The organism is Blautia sp. AF14-40, assembly GCF_003479665.1.
GTDB classification, from domain to species: Bacteria; Bacillota; Clostridia; order Lachnospirales; family Lachnospiraceae; genus Fusicatenibacter; species Fusicatenibacter saccharivorans.
In genome coordinates this window covers 1-12,447 of sequence record NZ_QUHK01000002.1, presented here as the reverse complement: position 1 = coordinate 12,447, position 12,447 = coordinate 1, and the positions used below count along the sequence as shown (strand labels likewise).

The 12,447-nt window shown below is 45.7% G+C and carries 14 protein-coding genes and 2 pseudogenes; 3 read left to right on the top strand and 13 right to left on the bottom strand.

What is annotated here, in order from left to right; translation table 11 throughout:
* Nucleotides 1-27: 27 nt before the first annotated feature.
* From DWW13_RS02085 to DWW13_RS19245, 3 genes are read right to left on the bottom strand one after another with little or no spacing between them, the layout of a single operon-like run.
* On the bottom strand, nt 28-729 hold the full coding sequence (locus DWW13_RS02085) for a response regulator (protein ID WP_022461465.1): 702 nt from the start codon (nt 727-729) through the stop codon (nt 28-30).
* Nucleotides 722-955 carry a sensor histidine kinase gene (locus DWW13_RS19250; RefSeq protein ID WP_242856696.1) on the bottom strand — a complete coding sequence of 78 codons (234 nt, stop codon included), beginning with the start codon at nt 953-955 and terminating at the stop codon, nt 722-724. The genes DWW13_RS02085 and DWW13_RS19250 overlap by 8 nt, the downstream gene beginning before the upstream one ends.
* Nucleotides 903-1,823 carry a DUF4118 domain-containing protein gene (locus DWW13_RS19245; RefSeq protein ID WP_243025973.1) on the bottom strand — a complete coding sequence of 307 codons (921 nt, stop codon included), beginning with the start codon at nt 1,821-1,823 and terminating at the stop codon, nt 903-905. The genes DWW13_RS19250 and DWW13_RS19245 overlap by 53 nt, the downstream gene beginning before the upstream one ends.
* A 101-nt stretch (nt 1,824-1,924) precedes the next feature.
* Between DWW13_RS19245 and DWW13_RS02075 the strand changes: the two genes are divergently transcribed.
* From DWW13_RS02075 to DWW13_RS19235, 3 genes and pseudogenes are all read left to right on the top strand, one after another.
* On the top strand, nt 1,925-2,746 hold the full coding sequence (locus DWW13_RS02075; RefSeq protein WP_243025971.1) for a transposase: 822 nt from the start codon (nt 1,925-1,927) through the stop codon (nt 2,744-2,746).
* Between the two features lie 158 nt (nt 2,747-2,904).
* Nucleotides 2,905-3,231, top strand: a pseudogene (locus tag DWW13_RS19960) (GGDEF domain-containing protein); the annotation flags it as partial.
* Between the two features lie 5 nt (nt 3,232-3,236).
* On the top strand, nt 3,237-3,446 hold the full coding sequence (locus DWW13_RS19235; protein ID WP_442857772.1) for a hypothetical protein: 210 nt from the start codon (nt 3,237-3,239) through the stop codon (nt 3,444-3,446).
* 63 nt (nt 3,447-3,509) lie between these two features.
* On the opposite strand, the gene DWW13_RS02065 is transcribed toward DWW13_RS19235, so the two are convergent.
* The 10 genes and pseudogenes from DWW13_RS02065 to DWW13_RS02025 form a co-directional block, all read right to left on the bottom strand.
* Nucleotides 3,510-4,685: a glycosyltransferase gene (locus DWW13_RS02065; RefSeq protein ID WP_117760761.1), complete on the bottom strand. Its 1,176-nt coding sequence runs from the start codon at nt 4,683-4,685 to the stop codon at nt 3,510-3,512.
* A 31-nt stretch (nt 4,686-4,716) separates the two neighbouring features.
* Nucleotides 4,717-5,562 carry a LicD family protein gene (locus tag DWW13_RS02060; protein ID WP_022461471.1) on the bottom strand — a complete coding sequence of 282 codons (846 nt, stop codon included), beginning with the start codon at nt 5,560-5,562 and terminating at the stop codon, nt 4,717-4,719.
* Nucleotides 5,563-5,589: 27 nt separating this feature from the next.
* Nucleotides 5,590-6,036, bottom strand: a complete 447-nt coding sequence (locus tag DWW13_RS19815; protein WP_118719093.1) for a hypothetical protein — start codon at nt 6,034-6,036, stop codon at nt 5,590-5,592.
* Between the two features lie 75 nt (nt 6,037-6,111).
* Nucleotides 6,112-6,279, bottom strand: a complete 168-nt coding sequence (locus DWW13_RS18760) for a hypothetical protein (protein WP_158579735.1) — start codon at nt 6,277-6,279, stop codon at nt 6,112-6,114.
* Nucleotides 6,280-6,373: 94 nt separating this feature from the next.
* Nucleotides 6,374-7,300, bottom strand: a complete 927-nt coding sequence (locus DWW13_RS02050; protein ID WP_147398310.1) for a hypothetical protein — start codon at nt 7,298-7,300, stop codon at nt 6,374-6,376.
* A 214-nt stretch (nt 7,301-7,514) separates the two neighbouring features.
* Nucleotides 7,515-8,132: pseudogene (wecB, locus tag DWW13_RS02045) on the bottom strand (non-hydrolyzing UDP-N-acetylglucosamine 2-epimerase); the annotation flags it as partial.
* Nucleotides 8,133-8,260: 128 nt separating this feature from the next.
* Nucleotides 8,261-8,899 carry a hypothetical protein gene (locus DWW13_RS18755; protein WP_158579734.1) on the bottom strand — a complete coding sequence of 213 codons (639 nt, stop codon included), beginning with the start codon at nt 8,897-8,899 and terminating at the stop codon, nt 8,261-8,263.
* 93 nt (nt 8,900-8,992) lie between these two features.
* Nucleotides 8,993-9,226, bottom strand: coding sequence for an Hpt domain-containing protein (locus DWW13_RS02035; protein WP_238061014.1), 234 nt, complete (start codon nt 9,224-9,226; stop codon nt 8,993-8,995).
* A gap of 47 nt (nt 9,227-9,273) precedes the next feature.
* Nucleotides 9,274-11,205 (bottom strand): ATP-binding protein, encoded by a 1,932-nt coding sequence (locus tag DWW13_RS02030; protein WP_243025955.1) that lies wholly within the window; start codon nt 11,203-11,205, stop codon nt 9,274-9,276.
* 56 nt (nt 11,206-11,261) lie between these two features.
* Nucleotides 11,262-12,447: transposase (locus tag DWW13_RS02025; RefSeq protein WP_330425585.1), on the bottom strand; the 1,186-nt coding region annotated here is incomplete at its 5' end.

The window sequence follows — 12,447 nt, the reverse complement described above, 5'->3', positions numbered from 1 at the left end:
GCCTGTAAAGTCAAATTTTTTCTTCTTTTACTCTACCTTCAGCATCCGGTAGCCAACCCCGATATGCGTCTGGATATACTGCGTCTGCTCTCCGTTCTTTTCCAGCTTTTTCCGAAGCGTCGCCATGAAAACACGGAGAGAAGCGATATCGTTCTCCCAGCTGCTTCCCCAGATTTTCTGTGTGATAAACGTATGCGTCAGCACCTTCCCTGCATTCTGCGACAGCAGGCAGAGCAGCTTGTATTCGATTGGTGTCAGATGAAGTTCCTCTCCGTCAAGATATGCGCACCCCGCTGCGTACTCGATCCGCAGTGCGCCGTTTTCAAAGACAGCCGACTGGACTCCATTTTCTGCCTGCATCTGGGACAGACGGCGCTGTGTGACTCGAAGGCGGGCCAGCAGTTCCTCCACAGAAAACGGTTTCGTCAGATAATCATCCGCTCCTGCGTCCAATGCCTCGATTTTATCGCTGTCCTCACTTCTTGCACTGATTACGATAATCGGCATATTCGACCAGCTTCGAATCTTTTCAATCACCTCTACGCCATCAATATCCGGCAGGCCAAGGTCGAGTAGAACAATGTCGGGATTATGTGTGGATGCCTCCATAATGGCACCCGCACCGTTCTTTGCAGAAATATACTTATAATCGTGTGTTTTTAACGTCGTAGTAATCAGGTTGTGAACCGGCGTATCATCTTCCACAACCAGAATTAATGTCTTATTCATTCAAATTCACCTCACTGAGCGGCAGGGTAAACCGAAAGCAGCAGCCCTGTGGATCGCAGTCATAAAGTGCTATCTCCCCGCCGTGCGCATTTACAATCGAACGGCAGAGTGCCAGTCCAAGGCCAAGGCTTCTGCGGCTGTCGCTTACTTTATTTTTCCCGGAATAGAACATCTCAAACACATGCTCTCTGGACTCTTTTGGAATCCCGGGGCCGTTGTCCTCCACCGCGATCCAGATATTTTTCTCCTCTTTTCTGGCTGTCGAGAACCCACTGAATGATTTCCTGTTCCCTTGGGTCAAAGATTTTTTCCGTCTTTCCTCCTGTCTGCGCGCTGTAAAGTGTTCCGCGGACAATTCTGCTCTCCTGTGCCCCTGCCGGTGCGGCCGTCAGATCCCTTCCCAGCAGTTTTACAAGCTTTGTCGCTGTAATATCAAAAATCTCCGACGCATCCTCTGCCTTCTGCAGAAGCTGGCTGGTATTGAAAAGAATTTTCGTCCGGAACGCATCCCGCGCAGACAGCTTTGCATTCTCTTTTAATTTTGATGCAAGCGTACCTGTCAGAATGGAAATGCCCAGCATGATGGCAAAGGTCACCGGATAACCGGAACCGTACGCGTATAGTGGCAGACGCGGTTCTGTCAGGAAGTAGTTAAACAGCACTACACTGATCACAGAACTGATTACGCTGCAGGTATAACCGCTGGTCAGAATGGACGTCATCATAACGCCGACCAGATATATGGTAATGATATTGGAATCCGGAATGATATGGATTTCCAAATCCGGCACCAGATCGGTCAGCCGTTCGGTCCATCCCCTTCTCTTTCGAAAAAATCCCTGATCCATCATGCTTTTTCCAATGACAATCCGCGTTACTTCGGAAATTCTCGCATATTCTGCAATCTGCAGGGCAATGTCCTCGCTGTGCGTCGTTACAATCTCCGCCCCGCTCTGTCCTGCCAGGCGGATATGCTTCTGCAGCCTTGCCTGATCCTCCGGCGTTTTCTCTGCCGGTTCCGCGGTCTGCACATACAGTGCTGTAAAATTAGCACCAAATGCCCGGGCCATCTGTGCCGCAGTCCGGATAAACACTCAAAAAGGACACCTTTTATTGTATAATTATGTTACCCCACAAACATACGAAAGAAGGTGTCCTTAATGAAAAATTAGCATTGAAGAAACTGCTAACTTATATGAAAAGTGTATACAAAATTCCACAAAAAATCAAGGGTTTATCCGATGAAAGAAAAAGAAAATCCATCCCGTTGTTTAATATCGTTATGCCAGTGCTGATTTTCCTGATGCTTCAGTATGAAAGTTTTCACACCATTTTTTCAGCGCCGGAAAGCATGGAGAAACGACTGAAAAACTGTATCCGTGGAAAAATCCCAAAAGTTGATGCAGTCAGGGATCTTCTTTCCCGGATTGATCCAAAAGAAATCGAGGAAATTCACGCGCAGACGATTGATGTTCTGAAACGCAACCGCGTATTTCGGGAAGGAACCATAGGCGGATATGTTGCAGCAGGTATTGATGGGATGGAATTATTCAGCAGTACAAAAAAGTCCTGTCCAGACTGCCTGAGCCGGAAGAACGGGACGGGGAAGACAAAATACTTTCATCGAAGTGTGGTATGTATGACGGTAGGAAAATCGCCGCATGTGATCTTTGGGCAGGAAATGCTGAAACCCAGAGATGGTTCAGAAAAAGATGAAGGGGAACTGACAGGAGCGAAAAGGCTCATCCGGCATTTAAAGAAAAGGCATGGTCATTTCGCAGATGTGATTGTGGCGGATGCGCTGTACCTGAATGCCCCGTTTATCAATACTTTGAAAGAATGCGGTTTAGAAACGGTAATCCGTCTGAAAGATGAAAGAAGGCTTCTGTTTCAGAATGCGGAAAGCATGTTTCAGCGGGACGAGGGGAGAAAAAGGAGCTTCAGGAAGGGAAAAAAGAGTATTGAAGTCTGGGATCTTTCCGGATTTGAGATAGACCTTACCTGGACGATATCTTAAGCGGACTGAAATACGAGGACGGCCACTACGATCTCGTGAGTCTTTCCGACAAGGATTATCAGAAAAAACTGGATGTCCAGATTGCCTACTGGGATAAACTGAAAAATGAAATTCAGAAGGTCAGATCCGGAGAAAACGGAACGGCGGATCTGGTAGACATGAGCGAGACGTATTTCCAGATGGCAGATGAAACGGTTGCCGCAGTCAAAGTTTCCCGTGCCAACCGCCAGCTGGAACAGAAAGCCTACATCGACCTTCACACGGGACTGCCGAACAAGAGCAAGTGCGAAGAGCTGTTCCACAATGTGGAATTCATCAAAACTCCTACCGCCTGTATCGTCTTTGACATGAACAACCTGAAACGCGTCAACGACAGCCTCGGCCACTCCATCGGCGACCAGCTGATTCTGAACTTTGCCCGGCTGCTGCGAAACTCGATTCCCGCGAAGCATTTCGTAGGAAGATACGGCGGCGATGAATTATGGCGGTCATCTATGATGCAACCCGCGAAAGCATCACAGAAATCCTCACAGAGCTTCAGAACGAAGTCGAACAGTTCAACAGCTACGGAACCCAGTTCCGCATCAGCTATTCCCACGGCTGGGCACTTTCCACCGATTACAACGAATGTACGCTCCGCACGCTGTTTGACAAAGCAGATAAATATATGTATGAAAACAAGCAGGGACGCCAGGACTAAAGAAACGCCGGAACCGGAAATATCTTATCGCCGGTTCTGGCGTTTTTTCTTGCTGTTTCTCTTTTATTTTTTTGCAAACGCTTCTATCTGCGCATATCCCGCTGAAAAATCAATGGGTTCCTCCCGCAGCTTCTTTCTGACCGCATCGCGTCCTTCCTGATCTGCCAGCACTTTCTGGATTTTATCGGCAAACTGCATCACATCCAGCGGACAGAGATATCCGTTTTCCCCATCTCGGATCTGCTCGCGCATGGACGGAATATCGGAAGCGATGATGACCTTCTGCAGGCTTCTCGCCTCTACAATCGTAATCGGATAGCCTTCGTGACGGGACGGCTGGAGATACAGGTCGCAGGATTTTACGTACGGCGCAGGATTTTCGCGCATTCCGAGAAAAATAATTTCCTGCTCCACCTGATATTCCTTTGCCATGGTCCGCAGCTTGTTCAGATCTCTTCCATCACCGATGATGAACCATTTGAAGCGAAGTCCCCGTTTTTTCAGCTCCGCCGTAATCTGCACCGCAATATCATATCCTTTTTCTTCCGAAGCTCTTCCCACCGTCAGAAATTTCAGCTCTCCTGTGTACTGCGGATCGCTAAGCGGCTCCTCACTCCGTCTCTGCACCTGTTTGATGTCAATGAAATTCAGCAGAACCTCTGTCCGGTCCGCGAGTTCCGGAAAACGGGCAATGACCTGTTTTCGGACAGGCTCGGAAACACAGTAAATTTTATCATACTCCGGAATAAAGTCCCTGGTCCGGAACAGCCACCAGAGATTTTCTCCGTGGAACCAGACCGCTTTTTTCCGCGCATTCGTCTTTCTGGCTCCGAATGCGGTTGTGAACGCACCGAATCCGAAAAAGTCGAAAACAAGATCGTATTGTTTTGTTTCCGGCTCCACACACTCCAGAATCCGTTCATACAGTTTTCCATACCGTTTCTTTCCATACACGACGCGCATCAGAAATACGCCCATTCCTCTGGCATAGAAAGACCGTTCTGCCGGTGTCTCCCGTTTTCCCACAATCCGTTCCAAAGCCGGATGCGGCTTTTTGTTCCAGATCATCTGGCGCACTTCCACTTCCTTCGGAATCCGCTCCAGCAGAACGCCTCTTTTTTCGACCAGAAGAAGCGTTACATCTTCTTTTTTCTCCACCAGTTTCTGCAGCAGCGCTGCCATGGCAACTTCCGTTCCGCCCATGTCCATGGTACGTCCCAGCACCAGTATTTTACTCATTGCTTACCTCTCATCTGCTTTTTTCTCTGTTCTAACGCCAGTAGGCATCTCCCACATGCGCAGGATGACGCTGATCCTCCGGCGGAAGCTGATGGTAATCGCCGTACAGGGTGTGAAGATACGTCTCGTATCCCGCCGGGGCATTGATCAGATGGCCTTCAAACGGAAGGCGCACGATCTCTTCGATCGCTGTTTTGGGAATCGCGTCCGACTTGCGGTAACCGCCGCACTGGCAGGCCACCCACTTTGAGTCCTCCGCGCGGTACTTTCTGCACTCTTTTTCCATCTCGCGCAGAATCCGCTCTTTTCCATAACATTTCCGGATCGCCCATTTGCACCATTTTGCGAAGCTTCCTTTGTTTCCTTTTAAGGTCTGGCGGTAGGTGCGGAATGCATTCATCCGCTGGCTTTCCAGAAACAGCAGCTTTTTCCAGTGACGGTCGTACTCCGGTGTATCTTTTTCCGGCAGTCCGTCAAACGGGAAAATGTCGACGAAAAGACCGGTATCCACAGCTCCTGCCACGTGCTCCACAAGACTCGTTCCGGTGTGTACCAGCTTTCCGTATGCCAGTGTGAAACCCTTTGTATTATGAAAATTCATGACGCGGTACGGTGTATCCGTTTCGCTGTTTACAATCTGTTCCAGTTTTTCATAATCCGCTCTCGGCATCCAGACATCCACATCATCATCCCACGGAATGAACCCCTGATGCCGGATCAGCCCGAGCAGAGTTCCATCTGCTGCAAAATAGATCAGGTGATGTTTCCGGCAGACTTCATCCAGATACAGTAATATTCCAAGCGCAATCTCCTGTTTTTCTTTTAATTCTGTAATTTTACGCATAACGGCATTGCCTTTCTGTTTTGTTTTTCCCATCCATTATAAACACTCTGCCGGATTTTTTCAATTTAAAGTTCCTGCCGCTCCGGCGCCCGTCTGAAGATTCCACACTGTTTTTATCAGTACCTTCATATCCACCAGTTTTACTATGTGTGCGTTCATGCCCGCATTGAAGGCATTCTGCACATCTTCTGAAAATGCGTTGTCTGTCATCGCAAGAATCGGGATTTTCTTTGCCAGCGGGTGGCTGCTGTTCCGGAATTTCGTCACAAAGAGAACCGATGCCAGGATCAGAAGCAGAATTACTGCCAGAATCCTCAGCTCCTCGACAGCGGTATCCTCGAACATCTTCGTTCCGTTGCTGTCCACCACATACGTCGTGCTCTGGTTGCTGAATGCACTGCTTCTGAAATACGGTGCCATCTCCTCCATCGAACGGATCAGAATAAAGTGTGTGATGATACTGCCGTCGACCACCAGCTGGCTCTGCAGTTTTCTGGCAAATACCATCTGGTTTTCATTGGTGATCCAGTCCGATGTCAGAAAGCTTTTGATATCCGCATCCTGCAGATCTTTAGATCTGTACTACACGCCCTGCAGACCCTCATCGGAATAATAGTATCCTTCCTGGTCCACGGCAATAAACTGGAGGTTTTCATGCGTGGAGCTTAATTCTTCCTCACGTTTTTTCAGAAATTCACACAACCGGCGTTTTACTTGATTACAATCAGATTCGGGTTCTTTGGGCTTCATCAACATCCGCAAACTGCATATTGCAAATATGCTGTTTTGACAGGCACTATTTTTGAAAATTGCGATAGTATTCGTTTATTCACTCTGCACAAGATCATATACATAGTATAAATGCTGTTTTTATTTTTCTTTCATATAATCCATACAATTTCTCGCATTCCATGCATATCCATCCTGCTTCGCCTGTATATAGCGGATATTTTCGTTTCTTACAATATTCTGTTTCATAATTTCCTACTAATTCCACAAGGTTATTGATATCCCTCATCTGCGCAGCAGCCATTCCTGTCATTGCCCACAAAAAGCCAGTTCTTTTTTTATTCAGTTTCTGCCACTGAAACCTTTCCGTAAACTGATCATATAATACCTTTTGCTTTTTCTTCTCTTTTACCGGAAATTCATAAATCAGCGGATAAATCTGAGCAACACCATCCGGATAAAATTCTGTCTGATGATACCGATCACTGTTTCCGATAATTCTCCATCTTTGATTCGCATCATCCCAGAATATCTTTTCTATCTGTTTCTGTATCTTTTTACGAATTTCACTGATCGCCTGCGTATCTTCCAGTCCTGCAAGTTCCAATTCGTACAGGCCTTTCCATACTTCCAGATTATCCATCAGATAAACTGTTGTGTTTTCTTCTGAAACCTGTGTAATTCCATCCTGCATCAGGCTTTGAATCTTTTTTAATGCAAGGCTGATTCCATTTTTCCAGGATTCCGGCAGATCTGTACTTTCTGTCTTTTCCAGATATTTTCCCATAAGAAAAAGGTACATACCAAGATATCCGTCTTCGGAATCAGCCTTTTCTTTATAAATAAGTTCCCCACCCTCTTTCCTGTAGATTCCCATTTTTCCATCTGTTTCCAGCAAAACCCCAGTATGCCAGTCCAGATACCTGCCAACAGCTTTTTGCTCTGTTTCAGTCATGGGGCAATTCTTTGTTTCTGCCAGAAGCCCCAGTGCAGCCATACATGCAAAGTATGGATTAACATCTCCGGCTTTACTTCCATTCATATAGATTTCGCCTTCAGGGCCCTGATTCTCAAGGATCCACTTTTTTTCTCTGGTCAGGACGGTTTCCAGCCATTCCTGCCGGACAGATATTTCTTTTCTCAGGTTCTGATAATAAGCAAACATAAACACAATGCACACAGTTATGCAAAATATAATAAGTCCCATCAAGTTCTTTCGATGTTTCACTTTTCTTTTGCATTGGCTCTGTTTATGCTTATGCATCTATATCCTCCAGGATTTTTCTGATTTTGATACTTGCAGTCCCATCACCATAAGGGTTTCTAGCCTCACTCATTTTTCTGTATGTCTCCGGCTCTGTAAGAAGCCGCCTGCATTCTCTGTAAATATCCTCCATCTTCGTGCCTACAAGCTTTAAGGTTCCTGCTTCCACACCTTCCGGACGCTCTGTTGTATCCCGCATGACCAGTACCGGTTTTCCCAGTGCAGGAGCTTCTTCCTGAATTCCGCCGCTGTCTGTCATGATCAGATAACTGGCTTTCATCAGGTTATGGAATTCCACCACATCCATTGGTTCGATCAGGTGTATTCTCTCGCATCCACCAAATTCCTCATCTGCGATCTTCCTGACCTGCGGATTCAAATGTACAGGATAAATAACCTTCACATCTGTAAATTCTTCCACGATCCTGCGTATAGCCCGGAACATATCACGCATGGGCTCTCCCAGATTCTCCCTTCTGTGTGCTGTTACAGCAATCAGTCTGCTGCCTTTTGCCCATTCTGTTTCCGGATGATAAAAATCACTTCGCACCGTATAGTGCAAAGCATCAATTCCTGTATTTCCTGTGATAAAGATCCGCTCTGGATCTTTCTTGGGCAGATGTGGAAACAGGAAAAACAACTAAACATATCATTGTGCAAAATATAAAATAACAAGATTTGAAATTTCTTATATTCTGTACTAATTTGCACTTCTTCATCTTTCTCCCACCCTCCGGGCTACAGTTGCTTGCTTGCTTGCTTGCTTGCTTGCTTGCTTGCTTGCTTGCTTGCTTGCTTGCTTGCTTGCTTGCTTGCTTGCTTGCTTGCTTGCTTGCTTGCTTGCTTGCTTGCTTGCTTGCTTGCTTGCTTGCTTGCTTGCTTGCTTGCTTGCTTGCTTGCTTGCTTGCTTGCTTGCTTGCTTGCTTGCTTGCTTGCTTGCTTGCTTGCTTGCTTGCTTGCTTGCTTGCTTGCTTGCTTGCTTGCTTGCTTGCTTGCTTGCTTGCTTGCTTGCTTGCTTGCTTGCTTGCTTGCTTGCTTGCTTGCTTGCTTGCTTGCTTGCTTGCTTGCTTGCTTGCTTGCTTGCTTGCTTGCTTGCTTGCTTGCTTGCTTGCTTGCTTGCTTGCTTGCTTGCTTGCTTGCTTGCTTGCTTGCTTGCTTGCTTGCTTGCTTGCTTGCTTGCTTGCTTGCTTGCTTGCTTGCTTGCTTGCTTGCTTGCTTGCTTGCTTGCTTGCTTGCTTGCTTGCTTGCTTGCTTGCTTGCTTGCTTGCTTGCTTGCTTGCTTGCTTGCTTGCTTGCTTGCTTGCTTGCTTGCTTGCTTGCTTGCTTGCTTGCTTGCTTGCTTGCTTGCTTGCTTCCAGATTTTAATTTTACATTCATTAATGTTCAATACCCCCACAACATTTTTATAAATATCTTTGCGACAGCTTCTGCTGTACTTTTACTATAATTATACTCTACAGCCAACTTGTGTCAATTTACTAACAGACGGTCAAAGGAAAGATTCTGACACACCCCTTTCAATGTGTGCGCACTGCGGAAAGCATCTTCATAATTTTTATTTTCCAATGCCTGTTTTAACTGTAGATAACTCTGGTCTTCAAGGAACTTTAATGTAAATCTCTGAATCAGTGCTTCGCTGTGAAGGCGTCCCAAAACAGCCTCATAATTTCCTCCGATAGCTTTATAGCACTCCTGCATTGTCATCTTTTAGCCCTCCTGTCAATTGTATTCCACTAATTCATGAACCTCTGCTAATCATTATGAACATACCTTAAAATCGTTTTTATAACTTCCTCAATCACAATCGGCTTTGACAAATGTGCGTTCATTCCTGCATCCAGTGATGCCTGAACATCTTCTGCAAATGAATTGGCTGTCATTGCTATAATAGGAATGTTTTTTCCATCCGGTCTGTCATTCATTGCCCTGATTGCTTTTGTCGCTTCATAACCATTCATTTCAGGCATCATGATATCCATCAGGATTACATCAAATGTGCCTTCCGGATGATTTCTGAAAATCTCAACAGCATTCTTTCCATCCACAGCTCTTTCTACATTCATCCCGAACTCTTCCAACTGCACGGCAGCAATCTCTGCATTCAGTTCATTATCCTCTGCAATAAGAACATTCACACCTGTAAGATTTACCTTTTCAGAAAAACCTGTGTCTGACTTATTACATTCCTTATCTGTAATTTCCAAAGGAATATCCACAGTAAATGTGGTTCCCTCATGCTTTTTACTCTGCACGGAAATGGTTCCACCCATCATATCTACATACTTCTTTACGATAGCCATCCCCAGTCCAACTCCATGGTACTGCGTTCTCACATCGGAATCTTCCTGTGCAAATTCCTCAAAAACTTCTTTTGTAAATTCCTCACTCATGCCAATACCAGTATCCGAAATGCGGTAATGCATATTTATATATCCATCCCCGCCCTTTTCCTGACACCGGGTTTCAAATGTAATCGCCCCTCCATCCGGAGTGAACTTCACGGCATTGCTCAGAATATTAACCAGCACATCTCGCAGACGTACAGGATCCACAAGTACATTTGGGATCTTTGCTTCTTCACGCTGGATCTTAAAGCTGATATCCCTGTTCGTAAGAAAACCTTTTGTAATATCCAGTGCAGAATCTGTGATACTTTTCAAATCTGCCGGTACCGGATTGTATTTCACTTTTCCACTTTCCACGCGAGTCAGATCTAATACATCATTGATCAGCGACAGTAAATACTCTGAACTTTCATCAATCTTTTCCAGACAATTTTTCACTTCGTCTGAAGGATTTTTTTTCATTGCAATACCGGTAAATCCCATGATTGCATTCATCGGTGTTCTCATATCATGGGACATATGTGACAGAAATGCTGTTTTTGCCTTGTTTGCAGCCTGCGCATGCTCTGCCAGTTCCGCCATTTCCTCAGCCGTCTCCTGGACTGCCTTCTGAGCTTTTTTTCTTGCACTGAGACGCATTGCTATCACAGCCATAGTAGTCAGCAGCCATCCGAAAATAAGAAGAACCCAAACAGTAACAACAGGATGCAGACGGATCCAGTCAACAAATGTCAGATCTGCTGCTTTGTATGTGGTATACCGTGCTGCTATATCTTCGACAAGATTTTGGGGCATGGCATACATTGCTTTCGTCAGGATGCCAGCCAGTGCATGATTCTCTGTTGATGATATTACCATGCGGTAGGTGTATGTAGGCTGTTCCAGCAAAGTATATGTCAGGGTGCCTGTGGTGTCACTATTCACAAACGCCTGTGCCATGTAATAGTAGACGAAGGCAGCATCGGCTTTTCCCTTACGGACAGCCTCCATCATTTCCTGCCGGGTACTGCACATCAGTTTTTCTGCGCCTGGTGCCATTGCATCTTCAATGGAATTTGATGCTGTCTGGTCAACCGTAGTAACAACATTAATTTTTCCATCAAAGTCACGCCGTGTCACCCTTGCCAGCTGCATCGTAATGAAAGGTGCAGTAATCCCCCATTTATTCGTCTCAGCATAGTTATCTGTTTCCAGGCGTGCATCGATGCTCATATCTGTGGTTTCCTTATTTTTCTGATAAGCAATATACTCATCTCTGGTGACAGGTGTAAGAAACTCATAGGAAATCCCGGCATAGTCTGCAATTTTCCGGAAGTAATCCGGGATAATGCCCTTCATCTCACCATTTTCATTATAAGAACTATAAATGAGCAAATATCGAATTTTGCACAAACTTATCCCACAAACTTAAAAGCTTCTTCGAATGAGGCGCTGCTTTTTATGAGGCGGTACAGGTTTGCAAACTGTTCCTGCTTTAGCTGCTGCTTCAAGGATGCGTATCCCTCTTCGAATGTGCAGTAGTTTCCAGAATGCATACAGCACAAATAGTGGACCAACGACATGATCAGCCAATACCTTTGGATTCCCTGACGGGATCGGATTTGATAACTATCCAGCGCAAGTTTACTTTTGCTCTGCCGGAAAAATAATTCAATCGGCCACCGTTTCGTATAGGTGTCCAGGATCTCCTGCGTGGATAACTCTGCATTTGTAGAGAGAAATACACGCAATGCTTTGGGATTCCCAAATCCATCCTTCGGATAGCTGAGGATCACCGCTGCATTTGGAATGCCATTCAACTCCCCTTCATAGCGGTATACATAGAATTCACGGCTGCCAACGGTCACGAGGCTGACATCCGGGTCTGTTTTCCGCAAATGAAGGGCAAATGCACTGGCTTTTTGACGGATCCCGCATGGATAAAGGATTCGGTTGGTCTTTAATGCCCCAACCGTATAGAATCCTTTCCGAATAAAACGGTCCATCACTTTTGCAGTAGTATACCAGCTGTCACAAAGAAAGTAGGAAATGACCGGCGCAGCGGGAAGTTCTTCCGCGATCTCCTGTACAATCTGGATCTTTGATCTTGATTTATCGTACAGGATGACTGCATAATTCAGGGTAATCCCGTTGCAGGAAAGCATAACGGAGACAACCTGATGCCCATAATCCTGACAGCCTTTTAAATGTGATTGATGAAAATACGCAGCTTCGATTGGATGAACCGCCTGTGACGAAGGCCGGGTATGTGAAGCAATCGTATCATCCACAATACAGTAAATCGGTTGTCCGGAACGCTGTGCTTCCCTATAAATGGCTTGGAGGATGCTGCTTTTTAAAACATCCTGCAATGCATCGTCCTTCCATTTTCCGTGATTCAGGAAATAAGCGGTCGTTGTCCTGTGGCAATGGCTGACTTCTTGGAAATCAACTGTTTTTCCCCGGTATCCCCGGAGAAAAACAGACAGGATGATGGTCAATAAGTGGTTCAGATACACATCGGATAAAAATAATCCGAGATTTAATGCTTTCAGGTAATTGTAAATATGTTTGGAATGATGTATACTGTTTGCAACGGAC